The sequence below is a fragment of the Planotetraspora mira genome (genome assembly GCF_016863275.1).
Classification (GTDB): Bacteria; Actinomycetota; Actinomycetes; order Streptosporangiales; family Streptosporangiaceae; genus Planotetraspora; species Planotetraspora mira.
Genome location: NZ_BOOO01000009.1, coordinates 70,167 through 85,497, shown reverse-complemented (window position 1 = coordinate 85,497; position 15,331 = coordinate 70,167). Strand labels below are relative to the sequence as shown.

Genomic DNA, 15,331 nt, shown 5'->3' with positions numbered 1-15,331 from the left:
TCGGCCGGCCCTGCTTTTTCAGTCGACCGGTGTCAGGCCTTGAAGGTCTCGCACCGCTTGCCGACGTTGGTGTTGTTGCCGCCACCGGCCTGTGCCGCGTCCGAGCCGGCACCGCAGTCGATGGTGTCGTTGCCGCTAACGGTCGCGATGGTGTCGTCGCCGCCGCCGGTCGTCACCGTGTTGTTGCCGCCGCTGGCGTTGACCGTGTCGTCGCCGTCGCCGGTGGTGATCTGGTCGTTGCCTGAGGCGGTCGTCACGGTGTTCGCGCCGCCACCGGCGCGGACCACGTTGTTGCCGCCGCCCGCGTCGATCCAGTCGTCGCCGCCGGTCGTGGTGATCTGGTCGTTGCCGCTGCCCGTCACGACGCAGTCGCTGCCGCCGTTGCCGGTGACCGTGTCGTTGCCGCCTCGGCCGAGGATCAGGTCGTTGCCGCCGGTACCGGAGATCTGGTTGTTGCCGGTCGTGGCGACGACGACGTTCTGGATCGCGATGCCGGCGCACGCGGTCACGGGCACGCCGTCCGCGCGGATGTCGACGGTCCCGGTCTGCTGGATGCCGGTGAGCCCGGTGACCTTGCCGTTGGCCGACACCTCGGTGTAGGTGACCGATCCGCCCTCGGCGATCGTCAGCGTGACCGGGGTGCCGTTCACGCTCACCGTGACGACAGCCTGCTCGCCGTCGACCGTCGTGATCGTCGTGGTCTTCGCCGAGCCGGTGACCTCATAAGAGCCCTGTCCCAGCGCGATCGTCGCGCCGCTGCCGGCCAACTGGAACCGCGCCGCGGAGGAGCCTGCGCCGGCCTTCACCCGTACGCCCGCGGGGTCGCGCACGTCGGAGATGGTGAGCGTGCGGCCGCCGCGGCCGAGGATCTTGCCCGACGTGGTGCCGCCGGCGAGCGCGTCGGAGAACGTCTCGTTGGTCGGGTCGTCCGCCTTCGAGGTACCCGGCGGGAACGTCACGTCCACGTCGTCGTTGACGCCGTCGTCGTCCGCGTCGAGGTCGAGCACCGTGCAGTTGAGCGTTCCGCCGCGCAGCGCGTGCCCGTCGTCGTTGCTGTCGTCGGACCAGAAGACGGGCTTGTGACCGTCCACGCACTCCGACTGCGGCGCGATCGCGAAGCCCTCGTTGTTGAGGTTGGGCATCGTGCCCGGCCGCTCGTACACGTCGGTGACGGCGAACTTCCCGCCGGCGTCGATGTCGAGGGTCGCGGTGCGGCCGTTGCAGGTGTCGTCGCAGACCGCCCAGAGGTGGTTCGTCTCGGGCTCGAATTCGAGGTCCATCACGCTGGGGAACCCGCTCGCGATCGTGGCGACCCGGGTGAATCCGCTGCCGGTCTGGTCGAGCGCGTAGGCGTAGATGGTCCCGTTCGCTTCGAGGCCGACGAAGAACAGGCCGTCGCCGTGGCCCGGATAGGCGCCCGGGTCGTAGGCCGCGCCGGTGTGCTCGTCGAGGAAGCCGTGCGAGGTCAGGAACGAGTCGGGGATCCAGGAGATCGCCTCCAGGCCGCTGTTCGCGGCCACCGCCGGCAGGTCCGCGGTGAGGTTCCACTCCTTCGTGGCGGTGAGGCTGGTCGCCGTACCGGCCGGGTCGAAGCGCAGCACCTCAGGGCGGCTGACGCCGCTGTTGGCGTTGTTGCGTTCGGTCGAGACGAACACGCCGCCGGCCGGACCGGCTCCGGTCAGGGTCACGCCCTCGGAGTCGAGATCGCCGGTGCCGTCCGGGTAGTGCAGCGCCTTGCCCGCGTTCCAGCCGTCGGTCGTGGCGGGCGTCCACCTGGTGCCGTCCCACTCCAGGCGGTACAGCGTGCCGGGGCCGTTCTTCACCGCCCAGAGCACCCCGTGCGTCGCGTCGCCGGATGCCTCGTAGGCCAGGCCGCTCATGTTGGTGCCGAACACGTTGGCGTCGTCGGCGGTGGCCACCGCGGCGCCGCCCGGCCACGGCGAGGCGGAAACCTGACCGGGGCACGCGTTCGCAGCGCCCTTGGTCGATGCCGTTGTGGTCACGAACGCACCGCTGCCGTCGGGGCACCGGCCATAGGTCGTCGCCGCGTGGGCGGTCCAACTGTAGGAATCGGCGAGCGTGGTGCCGTCCGGCAGGAACAGGCGGGCGGAGTCCGCCCCGCCCAGCCCGAAGACCGGATCGACGTCGAGCGCCAGGAACGCGCCGGCGGCCATCGTGGTGCCCGCCGCGACCGTGAACGCGTGAGAGTCGTCGTTGTCCTTGACGATCCAGCCGGACACGTCGACGGGAGCCGTACCGGTGTTGACGAGTTCGACCCAGTCCCCCGGCGTGCCGCCGTCGGACTCGACCTCGTTGATCTTCACTACCGAGGACGGCGCACCGCAGTCGTTCGGGGCGCCCTTGGTGGACGACGTTGTGGTCATGAACGCACCGCTGCCGTCGGGGCACCGGCCATACGTCGTCGCCGCGTGAGACGTCCATGTGTAGGAATCGACCAGCGTCGTGCCGTCGGGCAGGTACAGGCGGGCGGAGTCGGCGCTGCCGAGTCCGAAGACCGGGTCGACGTCGAGTGCCAGGAAGCCCTTGGCTGCCACCGTCGTGCCGGCCGCGATGGTGAAGGCGTGGGTGTCGTCGTTGTCCTTGACGATCCAGCCGGACACGTCGGCGGGAGTCGTGCCGGTGTTGACGAGTTCGACCCAGTCGCCTGGCGTGCCGCCGTTGGACTCGACCTCGTTGATCTTCACGGCCGCCGAGGGGTTGCCACAGTCGTTCGGGGCGCCCTTGGTGGAGGATGCGGTGATCACGAACGCGCCGCTGCCGTCGGGGCATCGGCCGTAGGTCGTCGCCGCGTGGGCGGTCCACGTGTAGGAATCGGCGAGCGTGGTGCCGTCCGCCAGGTAGAGGCGGGCGGAGTCCGCGCCGCCCAGCCCGAAGGCCGCTTCGACGTCGAGCGCCAAGTAGGCGCCGGCGGCCATCGTGGTGCCCGCTGCGACCGTGTACGCGTGAGAGTCGTCGTTGTCCTTGACGATCCAGCCGGACACGTCGACGGGAGTCGTGCCGGTGTTGACGAGTTCGACCCAGTCGCCCGGCGTGCCGCCGTTGGACTCGACCTCGTTGATCTTCACGGTGGAGGGAGCCAGATCGTCCGCCGAGGCGGGCGACACCGCGACGAGAAACGGTGCAGCGGTCAGGAACGCGATTATCAATTTGATTGGCGCACGCCAATTCTTATGCAACGTTGATGTCCTTTTCGCAGGTCGCCGCAGCAGACGCCGGGCAGTACTCGCACAGCAGCCTCGGGCACCTCGGCAAATAGGACATAAATGTTGAGCGAACAATGGGTGGGCGTTCGCTGATCCCGCGGGGGAGAACCCCGAAAAGAAGGCCCCTGAACGGGCGATGCGCCGTCAGGGGCCTTCTCGTTCACCAGATCGTTTGGACGGCGGGTGGATGGCCTGTCGTCGGGAACGGGGTGACTCGGTCGTGATGTGTGCTCAGAATGCCCCGCAGGCTCAGGCGCGGTCTCCGTCGGCCAGGAAGGCGGCCAGCGCGGGGGCCAGGGCTTCGGCGGTGACAGAGTGCGTCTGGTCGGGCAGGTCGCGCAGATCGGCCTGGGGGAGGAGGTCGGAGATCGCGTGGGCGGCACTCACGATCCAGGGCTCGGTCGCCCCGCCGTACATCACGAGCGTGGGAACGGAGACGGAGGACCAACGGTCGCGCGGAAGCGGACGGCCGGACATCGTGTCCGCCATGAAGCGGCCATCGTAGGCCAGCGTCGGGGCGATCGCTTCCAACGCGGCCCAGATCGGAGCGTCCTTCATTCCGGTGACCATCTCCGCGGGGAAGGCGCACGGCGTGGTGAAGAACAGTTCCAGGGCGTCGCCACGACGCCCCTCGGCCAGCAGCGCGTCGAGGCGCTCCAGGTAGTCGTCGGGTACGGCCGGGCGGCTGTCGTCGACCACGAACGGGGGCTCGTACACGGCCAGCCGGGTGATGGGCAGCCCGGCGGCGGCCGCGTCCAGGGCGAGCACCGCGCCCGAGGAGAAGCCGCAAACGTGGGCCGTTCCGCCCGCCTCGGCGATGAGCGCCGCCAGGTCGTCGATCTCGCGCTCCACGCTGAAGGGGGCGGTGTCACCGCTGTCTCCGCGACCCCTGCGGTCGTACGCGTAGACCGTGTGGGACGCGCCGAGCAGATCGCCGAGCTGGGCTCCGAGCGGGTTGAACGCCCGGTAGGAGGAGGCGCCGTCCACAAGGATCAAGGGCGTGCCCTCGCCGTGGCGTTCGAAGGCGATGAGGGTGCCGTCCTTGGAGGTGACGGTGTTCATGGCTGATCTCCAGGTTTGTCTCGATATATGCGAGGAGCGGCGAGCCGGTCGAGTGCTCCGTGCGATTGGAAGGCTAGGCGGGACCGGGTGCTCAGGTCTTGTACAGAAGCGACAGCGGCTCCGACGGATCCCGATCGCTCAACTGCGTGGCGGTCCGCCCGATGTAACGGGTCAGCGACCGCGCCAGGTGCGGCTGGTCGAAGTATCCGAGCCGGTGGATCACGTCGTGGACCGGCACGCCCTCCTGGATCAGGACCGCCGCCTGCCTGGCTCGGTTGATCTGCCGGATGGCGCCGCGGGTGAGTCCGGTCGCCGCCACGCAGCGCCGCTGGATGGTGCGTTCGGACACGTCCGGCGACGTGCCACGTAGCACCGCGGCGACGATCGGGTCGCGGACCAGAACATCCTCACGCACCATCCGCTGTACGAACGCCTCGGCGTTTTCGTAGTCGGGAAGGCGCCAAGCGGAACCCTTCAGCCAGAACGATCTGTGCGTCGCATCGGGAATCTCGGCGAAACCGTCTACGAGCTGGTTGATCGGGATATGTGGCATCGAAGTGCCGAGCGAGAAGCTGATCCCGAAGAACGTGGTGTCTTCGGGGACGGGGGCGGGACCCGCACCCGACTCCGGCCCTTGAACAGACGCGCTGACCTGACCGCGGTGCTCCCAGAAGACCAGATCCCAATGCGCTGTCGCGATCGACGTCATCCGGTCGACGCCGTGGCTGCGGCTCCGCCACACCCGCTCGATGTACGGCGAATCGGACGATCGACTCTCGACCTCCAAGCCCATCCGCGTCATTCCCCCTCGCTCCATCGGCGCCGGTGAGCAGGCGGTGTGGCACGAGACCCGTCACCCCCGGTTCGCTCGTCAAACCCTATGTCGGCCCACCCCCGTCGAGGGCACGGCTCAGGCTGACCTGGGAGGCTCTGCCACCTGGTCGGGGTTCGCGGGCAGGCGTTCGGGGAGCCGCTCCCGTCCGCCGCCGGGCCTGCGTGAAGGGATTCGGGTGGTTCGGATGAGAACGGGGTGACCGACCCCCGGCTTCAGAGGACTCCTATGAATACGAGCCACGACGTGGCGGCCGCGCCGCCATCCGACGTCGCGGTGATCGAGTCGTCGTGGCATGAGCCCGAACGGTTCGCCGAGATCTTCCACCGCTACTTCACTGAGATCCACCGCTACATCGCCCGGCGTCTCGGCGCGGACGTCGCCGACGACCTGGCTACGGAGACCTTTCTCGCCGCTTTCCGCAAGCGCTCGCGGTTCGACGTGTCGCGTGGAGCCGTACGGCCATGGCTGTACGACTCGGGCCGCGTTCGTCGGACGAGGCCCTCCGATCACGCTCAGGCGGGATCGGACCGCCTCGTCGCGGAACTCGTCCTGGCTGACCAGACGGTGGCGACGGCATCGACCCCCACGATCGCCGAGCGCCTCCCTCTGCCCCGCAAGGCCGAACGGCCCTGCCCCCGAGCAGGGCTTTCGCATATAGGGAGCTAGTACTTGGGGCAGAGGTACTTCCGCACCGCCGCGAGGATCAGCTTGTTCTTCGTGGCGCCGAACCCGTCAGAGTGACCGGGCGCCTTGAAGCGCTTGGCCGTCAACTCGAGGAGCTTCGCCTGTTCCTTCGGCCATTCCTTGACCGAGACGCATTGGTCGCGGCCGTGATTCACGACCTCGGTCTCGTCCTGGTCGCCCACGATCTCCGGGTCGATCACGTCGAGAGCTTTGATGTACTTCGCCTCCGTTTCCTCGTCCGGCATCGGCGGAAGCCCGGTCACGGAAGCGATGCTCGCCACCACAACGGATGGCGCACCGGAGGGCGCGTCCTCAGCGGTCGCGTCAGAGCCACATCCGGCCAGTGCGAGGAGCACCGCAAGGGACATGAGGGGAATGGGGGGTCTCATGGATCGCGACAGTACGCATTGGTTCACATAAGGGCGAGATGTTGTTACCAGTCCGATACGGGGCGACCTCAGGACCTGTGACCGGACCCTTCGGCCTGGTCCCCACTGCGAGAGTCCCGGCGCTGCCAAGCCGGACTGAACCGCCTTCGCTTTCCTGATCGAGGAGATCCCGAGCCCGTGGATGCTTCTCGCCTGAGCAAGATCGGTCGGGTGTCAGCTGGGCGGCGGGACGCGAAGCGCCAAGATGGCCATGTCGTCGATCATGTGTCCGCGGCTGTGGTGCAAGGCGGCGTCGCTGATCCGCTTCACCAGGGCTTCGGCGTCCAGATGGGCGGACTCGGAGAGCAGCTTGATGAGACGTCCTTCTCCGAACAGGTCCCAGTCGTCCGGAATGTGCGCCTCGGTGACCCCGTCGGAATACATCACCAGCGCGTCTCCCGGCCGGAGGGTGAAGCGGTCCTGCCCGAGGTCGGCGTCCTCGAACAGACCCAGCAAGGTGCCGGACGTCCATCGGGACTCCACGGAGCCGTCGGCCCGCCGTAGGAGCACTGAAGGGTGCCCCGCGGTCGTGAGGAGGCCCGTGAAGGCGTCCTCCTCCGGCCGCAGGATGGCGCACGCCGCCGTCAGGAAACGTTCGTCGGGGATTCGCTGGGCCAGCAACGCCTGGTTGAGCTGTTCCAGGACTCTGCTCGGCGAGAGCGTGTTGAGCGCGTCGGCGCGGATGGTGTATCTGGCCAGTGCGGTGATCTGGGCGGCCGACACACCGTGGCCGGAGACGTCACCCAACACGGCGCACCAGCGGGAGCCCCCCGTCGGGAACAGATCGTAGAAATCCCCGGTGACGATCACGCCGCCTGCGGCCGGAATGAACGAGGCGGCAGCATCGATGCCCGGCATCTTCGGAATCAGCGGCGGCAACAGGCTTCGCTGCAGTGTCTGCGCGAGCTCCGATGAGACTTTTCCCGCCGCCTGCAGGAGGCTCACGTGGCGGTTCGCGCGGCTCAGTGCGTCGCGGAGCGCGATCTCGGCCGATATCGCCTGGGCCAGAGTCGAAAGCACCAGGACTTCGGTTTCCGACCAGGCCCGGGGCGCCGAGTCCATGACCCACAACCCGCCCAGGACCTCACCGCCGGGACCGTGCACGGGATGACCGGCCAGGGCGCCCATGCTCCAGCGTTCCGCCATGGCCAGGTCCCGGATCAGAGGATCGCGGGCGACGTCCTCGACGATCAACGGCTGATTCGTCGCGATCAGGACCTGGCAGGCGGTCCCCTGTACGGGGTACTGCCGATCCGCCACCGCCAGGTCCCCGAAGCCGATGGTGCTCTTCCAGAACGCGTGCCGATCGTCGACGATCGACACGAACGCCCGGGGGGCCTTCGTGGTCAGGGCCGCCAGTCGCGTGTACTGATCGAACTGAGGTTCCGGGTCGGTGTCGAGGAGACCCGTGGCCCGCACAGCCGCCAGCCTCTTGGGATTCCGCACCACCGATGAAACCACAGCCACCAAGACCGCCTCTAGTTCGACTCTTCGCCCGGACCACACCTGTGATCGACCGTCGCACAGGCGCCAGAGCGATACGCGGGCATTCTCCGGTCGGCTGCACCGATCAGGGGCCGGCCTTCGCCTCCGGGACCACATGGCTATGCGAGCAGGGCGTACATGCGGGCTCGCTCTTGACCATGATGACTCCTTCGTTCCCTTCCTCGAAACCGGGGCCGTCCCCGTTGGGGCTCCCACCTTTTGGGTTACGTCTGGAGTCCCGGCGTTAAGTGACGGGAATATCCCTGATGACCGTTTCGGACTGGCCATGCCGCCAACGAACGATCATGCGGGTGGCCCCCGATCGGAGGAGACACCCATGTACAACAAGCCACGATCCATGCTGCTCGGTGCAGCGTTCCTCACCATTCTCAGTCTCGGAGCCGTCGACACGGCGCAGGCCTCGGCCGCCCCCGCTTCCGCGGACACCACCGCGGGGGTGAGCGCGCAGCCGCGCGACCCTCACCAGCGGGGATACAAAGAGGGCTACACCCAGGGCATGCGGGACGGCCGCACCGACTGCCGCCGCGGCTACAACCCCCGCGCGCATCTGCGCCGGTCGGCCCCGACCGAGTTCATGACCGGCTGGATGGCCGGCTATGAGAGAGGGTTCAGGCGAATCTGCAGGTGATCTGACCTGCATCGAAGGGCGGCCCCGTTCCCTCAGAAGAAGGAGCGGGGCCGCCCTTCCACCGGCGATGTACGTCGCATCCCAGGGCGCGGGTCACGTGAGGTCACGCCCCGGGAGGCACGCGCAGGGCGGAGCCGTCCGTCCGGGGTGTCGCAACCCCGTGCAGAGGGCAGTCCGGCCTGGTCAGGCCGTAATAGGAGGTCGCGGCGACGAGTAGGCCCAGGCCCCAGAGCGTGTAGCCGAACATCTCCATCGCCAGGTGCCAGACCACGATCGTGTCCCCGGCCAGGTTGCCCTCGCCGAGTATCCACGCCGTCATCCCCGCCAGGCCGAAGTAGCCGGTCAGGCTCGCGCCGACGAAGAAGGCGGGACCGAGGACGAGCCATCGCGGCACCCCGCGCCCGCCCGGCAGCACCCGGCGCGGCCAGATCCGGCCCCAGCGATGCACCAGCGACAGCGGCAACACGGTGCCGGCGAGGATCAGCAGGACGACGAAGAGCATGAACGGCCAGCCGAGTGCGATCGGTGACGGCCCGCCCGGCCGGACGGCGTCGATCACCCACGCGGCCACGCGCGCCACGCATCCGGCGACCGCGACGTACGCGGCGACGTATGCCCAGCGGGGTGTGGGGTCGGTGCGTCGCTCGGGTGAGCGGCCGTGGACCCGGCCGCAGGCGGGGCAGCCCCGCCGGACCCGGCGCTGCTCGGCGACGGCGCACGCCACTGTCAGCACGCCGCCCGTCGTTCCGGCCGCCCGGGTGAGCAGGCTCGCCCAGTCGCCGTACTGGCCGAAGACCGTGGCGACGAGGCTGATGGCGAGCAGGTAGGAGTACAGGATCAGGCCTGCGCCGGCCGCCCACGCCGCCATCACAAGCGCCCATCGTGCGGGCGACGTCCAACGGCGTCCGGCTCCCGCCGCGATCAGCGAGCACGCCGCCGCGGCGAGGAGGGCGAGCGTCACGGCCGCCCACCGGCCGGGCGAGAACGGCTCGTCAGGAGGGGCGGACGATGCGCCGGGGCCGGTCAGCCACCACACGTGCAGCGCGCCGTAGGAGAAGGTCCACGCCGGCGCCGCCCACGGCCGCCATCGCGGCGATCTGAGTTCCATGCCGCCGACTCTCCCGTCCGCCTGCGCGGGAGGCCTCCCCTTGGCGGGGGGATGTGGTCCCCCGTCAGAGGGAACCGGGCGGGTCACCGTCGCATCGACCGGGGAGCCCGGCTGAGTGTGAGCCTGTTCAGGCGTCGTTTCGACGGTCGCCGAAGCGATCCGGACCTAGTGTTGCGAGCAGGCCGACCCGAGGTCCGCCGAGCATCGTCATCGTGTACGTCGCGCTCGCCGTTGAACCGATCGGGCAGACAGGAGCATCGGACGAATGACTTTCCACGAACTTCACCACGGCGACAGGCCCCTGATCCTTCCCAACGCCTGGGATGTGCCGTCCGCACTGGCATTCCTCCGCGCCGGTTTCGCGGCGATCGGCACGACCAGCTTCGGCGTCGCGTCCAGCCTCGGCCGCCCGGACGGCGGGAGGTCGACGCGAGAGGCGAACCTTTCCCTCGCCCGTGCCCTGTCGCGGCTTCCCTGCCACATCAGCGTGGACGTCGAGGACGGCTACGCCGACGAACCGGACGAGGTCGCCGAGTATGTCGCCGGACTCGGCGTGGCCGGGGTCAACATCGAGGACAGCTCCGCGGGGAAGCTCATCGCGCCGGAGGCGCACGCCGCGAAGGTGAGGGAGGTCAAACGCCGCTGTCCCGGCCTGTTCGTCAACGCCCGCGTCGACACGTACTGGCTCGGCGAGGAGGCCACGGTCGATGCGACGCTCGAACGCGCCGCTCGCTACGTCGAGGCGGGCGCGGACGGAGTCTTCGTCCCCGGCGCCACTGAGCCTTCCGTACTCCGCGAACTGGCCGGCGGCATCGGCGTTCCGTTGAACGTGCTCGTCGTCCCCGCGCTTTCGATCGGCGAGTTGGCCGACCTCGGTGTGCGCCGTGTGAGCACCGGATCCCTGCCCTACCGCGTCGCGATCGACGCCGCCGCCGAGGTGGCGATCGCCGTCCGCGACGGCCTGGCCGTCCCCACGGCCACGCCGTACCCGGACATGCAGGGCCGGCTCGCCCGTTACGAGCGGACCGCGGGCTGATCCCCGCCGGGGAGCCCACTTCGGGCGGCCGAAAGGCCGCTCCCGATCGTCGGAAGCGACCCTTCGATTTCTCCGTACGGCGGCGTCGAGTTACGGCACCTGAGTGGCGGTCTGCGTCGTTCCGGCGAACGTCGACCCAGTGGTCTGGGTCGTCGTCTGGGTCGTCTGGTTCGTCTGCGTGGTCGTCCGCGTCGTGCGGACCACAACAGGACCGGTCGTCTGGGTCGTCGTCCGTGTCGTACGGACGAGCACCGGAGCGGTCGTCCGGGTCGTGCGGACGAACACCGGAGTCGGCGTTGAGCGGACGTACACCGTGCGCGTGGCCGGGACTCCGACCTGGGCGAAGACGCCGAGAACCACCGAGGCCCCCGAGCGCGGCGTGGCGGTGGTCACCACGGGGACGCAGTCGAACTGCGGGCACGGCGTGGTGAAGCACTGCTTGGGCGCGGGCACGCAGGTGTAGCCCTGCGCGCACATGACGGCCGCGCATGACGACGTCCCGTCCGGCGTGCACATGGCCTGCGTACGCGACGCGGAGCCGGCCGAGGCCGCCCAGGAAGAAGACGCGGACAACCCGACCGCGAGGGCGGCGACCGCCGCGGCCGATACGAGCTTGCCTATCATTTTTTCCCCCGAGACTGTGTGAAGCCAACGAGGGTCATGATCGCTCGTGAAACCGTCTCAGGCCAGGAAGCCTCATTTGAGGCGTGGCGTCGGCCCTGCTGAGCAGGCGCGACAGCGTGGAGGCCCTCCGCGCCCGGCCGTCTCCCGCCGGGGGCGGCGGCCAGGCGCTGAGGGGCGATCGTCAGGCGCGGGCGAACTCGGCGACCGCCCGGATGAAATCCTCGGGCTGCTCGAGGTGGCCCATGTGGCCGCTGTCCGCAAGGAGCGTCAGACGCGAGCCGGGGATGCCGTCATGCAACATCGACGCCCAGCGGGTTCCGCAGATGAAGTCGTGCGCGCCGGTGACGACCAACGACGGGAGCGCGATCGAGCCGAGCCTGTCCCGCACGTCGAAGGGCGCCGGCTCCTCCCCGCGCATCGGGTCGATCCACGCCTGCAGGACGGCGCGCATCGGCTCGAGCGCGTCCTCATGCGCCCAGTAGTCGGCGAAGTAGGCGGGCAGGATCCGCCGGAGCCCCTCGGTGTACGCCTTGTCGTCGGCGGCGGCCGCGGCCTCCTGGAAGGCCTGGGGGATCTCGGCCGCCTCCCGCCGGTTCGGGTGCCGCTCCGGGAACCGGTTGACGTTGGCCACCGCGTCGGCCCAGAACTCCGGCCCTGTGACCGGCGACGTCGCGAACAGGATCAGGCCGGCGAGCCGGTCCGCATGCTCCAGGGCGTATCGCTGCGCGACGAATCCGCCGTGAGAATGGCCGAGCAGGAACACCTTCGGCAGGCCGAGGTGTTCGACGACGCCATGGACGAACCGGACATAGGTGTCCAGCCGATAGTCGCGGGGGTCGGCGAGGCGGCCGGAGGCCCCGGTGCCGATCGGTTCCAGGTACACCATGGTCAGGTGTTGCTCGAGGGCCGGCATCCGCAGGTACTCCCAGCCGATGCCGGGTCCTCCGGAGTGCACCACGCAGACGGGTCCCGTCCCTGCGACGTGGAAGACCTGCCGGACGCCGTCGACGCTGATCTCACGCGTTCCCTGCGAAAGCGCGGCGGTGGAACTCATTTCGAATCTCCTGACGTAGCGGCCCGCCGGAAGGCGGGCCTCAGCTGACGTCATCCGGATGCCGCGGCCGGGGGAGAAGTTCGATCGGCCGGCTGTCGTTTTTCAGGCGGGTATCTCAGGGCTCCCTCGCCGGTCGCGGGTGGAACAGCCGGAGCCGCTGAACCCGGCCCTCTCGCAGGACGTGCATCCAGACCACACCGGGCGGGCAGTGCGTCGGGTCGTCGGGCGGGCTGATCAGGTCGGCCTCCCAGATCGTCAGATTCCGGCTGGCCACCACGTCGGCGATGCGTTGCCGTACGCCGTTGGACAGGTCGAACTCCATCGCCCTGACGGCGAAGTAACGATCGTCGGCCAGCCGTTCCCCGGTGGGCCCGATGAACTCGGCGTCGGGCCACCAGTGCTCCTCGACCACTCCGGCGAACTCGCCCTGCTGGGCCTGCGCCATCATCTCCTCGGCCTCCTGCCGGCGAGCCGCGGTGAACGCCGCCGCGTCGTCGTGTGGGAGAGCGGCCGTGTCCTGCAACGATTCGGCGAGCTTGATCCTGGCCTGGCTCAGCCGGCTCCGGACGGTGCCGATCGGCACCCCGCACAGCGCGGCGATCTGCTCATACGACGACACGTCGCTGAAATAACGCAGGAGGGCCACCATGCGCACCGGTTCGGACAGCTCCCCCACGGCGTGCCAGACCCAGTCGCGGAGCGACCGATGCTCCAGCAGTTCCTCCGGCGTCGGTTCGCTGGACGGCAGCGCCAGGGACTCCACGTCGCCGATCGGCACGGCGGTCGATTTCCTGAGGCGCATCCGGCACGCGTTCCGTACGATCGCCCGCAACCACGGGCCCGCGGCCGCCGGGTCGCGCAGATCGCCGATCCGCCGCACCGCCGCCAGCATGGCGTCCTGGACGGCGTCGTCGGCGTCGGGCCCGTATCCGAGCAGGCTCAACGCCACCGCCCGCATGCCGGCCTGATGCCGCGACACCAGCAGCCCGAGGCATGCCGCGTCTCCGGCCTGGGCGGCACGCACCAGTTCCATATCCGACTCCGTGCTCAACAGCACGCTGCTCCCCCTCCCCGGCGCACTCGGCGCCCCCCGACCAGATGCGGGGGCGACTCGGAAAGTTCGATACCTGATTTCCGGACCTCGGCCGGACGGCATGCGCGCGACCGGATCGCTGCGCCATTATGCGCTAAATGTCCGATTCGGTCATCCGGAGGTGTAATGGGCCGCCATGGCGCGCGACGTCTCGGCCAGGCGGGCGCGCAGTTCCGGCGGCCCGAGGACCTCGATCTCCGCGCCCAGGGCGAGGAACGTCCCGTGAGCGTGATCGAGCGACTCGATGGGGAGCACCGCCCGGGTCCAGCCGTCCGGCTCCGCGGTTCCCGTCGCGGCCAGGGCCTGGGCGGCCGCGCCGGTGAGACGGGACGCGGCCTGCGGAGAGACGCGGACGACCGCCTCGCCCTGGAACCGGCGCGCGTGGAACTCCGCCTGATAGCGCGCCCAGTAGCCGGCCAGGTCGAACTCCTCGGGAGGCTCGAACTCCTCGTCCCGTACGGTCACGCCGAGGATCTGGTCGACGCGGTACGTCCGCGGGCCCGGCCCGGCGACGATGTACCAGCGGCCCGCCTTGAGCACCAGGCCGTACGGCTCCAGCCGCCGATCGACGTCGGTCGGCTCCTTCCAGCGGCGGTAACGGACATCGAGCACCCGGCTGCGCCACACCGCGTCCGCGACCTGAGGCAGATGGGGGACGTCGGCGTCCTCCGCGTACCAGCCGGGTGCGTCGAGGTGGAAACGCGACCGCATCCGGTCGGCCTGAGCCCGCATCTCGGGCGGGAGCGCCGCACTCAGCTTGAGCTGGGCGGCCGCGAGCGCCGAGCCGAGCCCGAGTTCGGCGGCGGGTCCGGGGACGCCGGAGAGGAAGAGCGCCTCCGCCTCGGGGGCGCTCAGCCCGGTGAGCCGGGTGCGGTAACCGGCGACCAACTGGTAGCCGCCGGAGTGCCCCGCGTCTCCATAGAGCGGCACGCCCGACGCGTGCAGCGCTTCGACGTCGCGGTACACGGTCCGAACGGACACCTCCAGCTCCGCGGCGAGATCGGCGGCGGTCATCCGGCCCCTCGTCTGGAGCAGCAGAAGGATCGACAGAAGGCGGCTCGACTTCACTGACACAAGATGGCAGTGAAGTGGCCCTAGGGTCCAGTCATGGCCTTCGCAGAGAAACTGTTGTGGGTGCCGCCGCCGATCGAGGTGGGAGGCCGATATGTGAAGCGGTACCACGTCTCCGCCGACCCGGCCGGCATCGATCCCGAGATCGAGATGGCGGCTTATGCGATCCTTCCTGAGATACTCCCGGAGCCGGACGGCACGCCGCCCGCCACCTTCGTCGTCCTCCACCGGGGCGGCGATGACGGGGCCTACCTCAACGCCTACAGCTGGATGTGGGACAACGCCCTGCACTTCGCGGGTGCGGTGGCCGGCCAGCCGGTGCTCGACTGCCCGGACGACGACTCCACCCACTTCGTACGGCTGGCCGGCCCGCTGATCGGCTGCGTGTGGGAGTTGCCGCCGATCCTGCACGAACGCGACGCGTGGGTGCGGCACATGCTCACGCCCGACCTCCCCGACCTTGACGCCTACCTCGCCGACTCGCTCCCCGAAGGCACCACAGGAGACCGCTCATGAACGATTTCGACTTCCTCACCGGCACCTGGGACGTCGCCAACCGGCGACGGATGGACTATCTCGACGAGACGAGCGAGTGGGAGGAGTTCCCCGCCGTCAGCCACGCCTCCCGGCACTTCGACGGCGGCGCGAACTTCGACGAGCTCGAGTTCACGACGAAGGGCTTCAGCGGGCTCACCATCCGGCTCTACGACGTCGAGCGCGAGGAGTGGTCGCTGTACTGGTCCAGCTCGACGACCGGCAAGCTGTACCCCCCGGTGGTCGGCCGGTTCACCGACGGCAGGGGTGAGTTCCTCGGTTACGACACCTATGCCGGCAAGGAGATCCTTGCGCGCTTCGTCTGGTCGGGCATCACGGAGACGACCGCCCGCTGGGAGCAGGCGTTCTCCGTGGACGAGGGACAGACCTGGGTGACCAACTGGATCATGGAGATGACCCGCCGCTGACCCGGCCGATTCCGAG

The 15,331-nt window shown here is 69.5% G+C and carries 15 protein-coding genes; 5 read left to right on the top strand and 10 right to left on the bottom strand.

All coding sequences use genetic code 11. The annotated features are described in order from the left end of the window. Positions 1–32 precede the first annotated feature (32 nt). From Pmi06nite_RS09035 to Pmi06nite_RS09025, 3 genes are all read right to left on the bottom strand, one after another. A complete protein-coding gene (locus Pmi06nite_RS09035) occupies positions 33–3,125 on the bottom strand; it encodes a lamin tail domain-containing protein (protein WP_203952449.1) in 3,093 nt (1,030 codons plus the stop codon). A gap of 348 nt (positions 3,126–3,473) precedes the next feature. After that, positions 3,474–4,286 carry an alpha/beta fold hydrolase gene (locus tag Pmi06nite_RS09030; RefSeq protein ID WP_203952448.1) on the bottom strand — a complete coding sequence of 271 codons (813 nt, stop codon included), beginning with the start codon at positions 4,284–4,286 and terminating at the stop codon, positions 3,474–3,476. 91 nt (positions 4,287–4,377) lie between these two features. Then, the gene (locus Pmi06nite_RS09025) at positions 4,378–5,088 is read right to left on the bottom strand and encodes a helix-turn-helix domain-containing protein (RefSeq protein WP_203952447.1); all 711 of its coding nucleotides are present in this window, start codon (positions 5,086–5,088) and stop codon (positions 4,378–4,380) included. Between the two features lie 258 nt (positions 5,089–5,346). On the opposite strand from Pmi06nite_RS09025, the gene Pmi06nite_RS09020 reads away from it, so the two are divergent. After that, a complete protein-coding gene (locus tag Pmi06nite_RS09020; protein WP_203952446.1) occupies positions 5,347–5,787 on the top strand; it encodes a sigma factor in 441 nt (146 codons plus the stop codon). Here Pmi06nite_RS09020 and Pmi06nite_RS09015 read toward each other — a convergent pair. Further along, positions 5,784–6,068 (bottom strand): hypothetical protein, encoded by a 285-nt coding sequence (locus Pmi06nite_RS09015; RefSeq protein WP_203952445.1) that lies wholly within the window; start codon positions 6,066–6,068, stop codon positions 5,784–5,786. The genes Pmi06nite_RS09020 and Pmi06nite_RS09015 overlap by 4 nt on opposite strands. 339 nt (positions 6,069–6,407) lie before the next feature. After that, a complete protein-coding gene (locus tag Pmi06nite_RS09010; RefSeq protein WP_203952444.1) occupies positions 6,408–7,700 on the bottom strand; it encodes a PP2C family protein-serine/threonine phosphatase in 1,293 nt (430 codons plus the stop codon). A gap of 355 nt (positions 7,701–8,055) precedes the next feature. On the opposite strand from Pmi06nite_RS09010, the gene Pmi06nite_RS09005 reads away from it, so the two are divergent. Further along, positions 8,056–8,367 (top strand): hypothetical protein, encoded by a 312-nt coding sequence (locus Pmi06nite_RS09005; RefSeq protein ID WP_203952443.1) that lies wholly within the window; start codon positions 8,056–8,058, stop codon positions 8,365–8,367. Positions 8,368–8,470: 103 nt separating this feature from the next. On the opposite strand, the gene Pmi06nite_RS09000 is transcribed toward Pmi06nite_RS09005, so the two are convergent. Further along, positions 8,471–9,475 (bottom strand): hypothetical protein, encoded by a 1,005-nt coding sequence (locus tag Pmi06nite_RS09000; protein WP_203952442.1) that lies wholly within the window; start codon positions 9,473–9,475, stop codon positions 8,471–8,473. Positions 9,476–9,740: 265 nt separating this feature from the next. Here Pmi06nite_RS09000 and Pmi06nite_RS08995 point away from each other — a divergent pair, with 265 nt between their 5' ends. Next, positions 9,741–10,511 (top strand): isocitrate lyase/PEP mutase family protein, encoded by a 771-nt coding sequence (locus Pmi06nite_RS08995; RefSeq protein ID WP_203952441.1) that lies wholly within the window; start codon positions 9,741–9,743, stop codon positions 10,509–10,511. Positions 10,512–10,601: 90 nt separating this feature from the next. On the opposite strand, the gene Pmi06nite_RS08990 is transcribed toward Pmi06nite_RS08995, so the two are convergent. The 4 genes from Pmi06nite_RS08990 to Pmi06nite_RS08975 all read right to left on the bottom strand — a co-directional run bounded on the left by Pmi06nite_RS08990 (position 10,602) and on the right by Pmi06nite_RS08975 (position 14,350). Further along, positions 10,602–11,135, bottom strand: a complete 534-nt coding sequence (locus Pmi06nite_RS08990) for a hypothetical protein (RefSeq protein ID WP_203952440.1) — start codon at positions 11,133–11,135, stop codon at positions 10,602–10,604. Positions 11,136–11,316: 181 nt separating this feature from the next. Continuing rightward, on the bottom strand, positions 11,317–12,189 hold the full coding sequence (locus tag Pmi06nite_RS08985; RefSeq protein WP_203952439.1) for an alpha/beta fold hydrolase: 873 nt from the start codon (positions 12,187–12,189) through the stop codon (positions 11,317–11,319). A gap of 115 nt (positions 12,190–12,304) precedes the next feature. Beyond that, positions 12,305–13,222, bottom strand: a complete 918-nt coding sequence (locus Pmi06nite_RS08980) for an RNA polymerase sigma factor (protein ID WP_203952438.1) — start codon at positions 13,220–13,222, stop codon at positions 12,305–12,307. 171 nt (positions 13,223–13,393) lie between these two features. Then, entirely contained in the window at positions 13,394–14,350 is a 957-nt protein-coding gene (locus Pmi06nite_RS08975) for a helix-turn-helix transcriptional regulator (RefSeq protein ID WP_203952437.1), read from the bottom strand. 39 nt (positions 14,351–14,389) lie between these two features. On the opposite strand from Pmi06nite_RS08975, the gene Pmi06nite_RS08970 reads away from it, so the two are divergent. Next, on the top strand, positions 14,390–14,869 hold the full coding sequence (locus Pmi06nite_RS08970) for a hypothetical protein (protein ID WP_203952436.1): 480 nt from the start codon (positions 14,390–14,392) through the stop codon (positions 14,867–14,869). Then, positions 14,866–15,315: a hypothetical protein gene (locus tag Pmi06nite_RS08965; protein WP_203952435.1), complete on the top strand. Its 450-nt coding sequence runs from the start codon at positions 14,866–14,868 to the stop codon at positions 15,313–15,315. The genes Pmi06nite_RS08970 and Pmi06nite_RS08965 overlap by 4 nt, the downstream gene beginning before the upstream one ends. The last annotated feature ends 16 nt before the right edge of the window (positions 15,316–15,331 follow it).

What these genes read in the sequence shown, in the direction of transcription:
- Pmi06nite_RS09030 (WP_203952448.1), bottom strand. Translation starts at nt 4,286, where the DNA reads ATGAACACCGTCACCTCCAAGGACGGCACCCTCATCGCCTTCGAACGC.
- Pmi06nite_RS09025 (WP_203952447.1), bottom strand. Translation starts at nt 5,088, where the DNA reads ATGACGCGGATGGGCTTGGAGGTCGAGAGTCGATCGTCCGATTCGCCG.
- Pmi06nite_RS09020 (WP_203952446.1), top strand. Translation starts at nt 5,347, where the DNA reads ATGAATACGAGCCACGACGTGGCGGCCGCGCCGCCATCCGACGTCGCG.
- Pmi06nite_RS09005 (WP_203952443.1), top strand. Translation starts at nt 8,056, where the DNA reads ATGTACAACAAGCCACGATCCATGCTGCTCGGTGCAGCGTTCCTCACC.
- Pmi06nite_RS09000 (WP_203952442.1), bottom strand. Translation starts at nt 9,475, where the DNA reads ATGGAACTCAGATCGCCGCGATGGCGGCCGTGGGCGGCGCCGGCGTGG.
- Pmi06nite_RS08995 (WP_203952441.1), top strand. Translation starts at nt 9,741, where the DNA reads ATGACTTTCCACGAACTTCACCACGGCGACAGGCCCCTGATCCTTCCC.
- Pmi06nite_RS08990 (WP_203952440.1), bottom strand. Translation starts at nt 11,135, where the DNA reads ATGATAGGCAAGCTCGTATCGGCCGCGGCGGTCGCCGCCCTCGCGGTC.
- Pmi06nite_RS08985 (WP_203952439.1), bottom strand. Translation starts at nt 12,189, where the DNA reads ATGAGTTCCACCGCCGCGCTTTCGCAGGGAACGCGTGAGATCAGCGTC.
- Pmi06nite_RS08980 (WP_203952438.1), bottom strand. Translation starts at nt 13,222, where the DNA reads ATGGAACTGGTGCGTGCCGCCCAGGCCGGAGACGCGGCATGCCTCGGG.
- Pmi06nite_RS08970 (WP_203952436.1), top strand. Translation starts at nt 14,390, where the DNA reads ATGGCCTTCGCAGAGAAACTGTTGTGGGTGCCGCCGCCGATCGAGGTG.
- Pmi06nite_RS08965 (WP_203952435.1), top strand. Translation starts at nt 14,866, where the DNA reads ATGAACGATTTCGACTTCCTCACCGGCACCTGGGACGTCGCCAACCGG.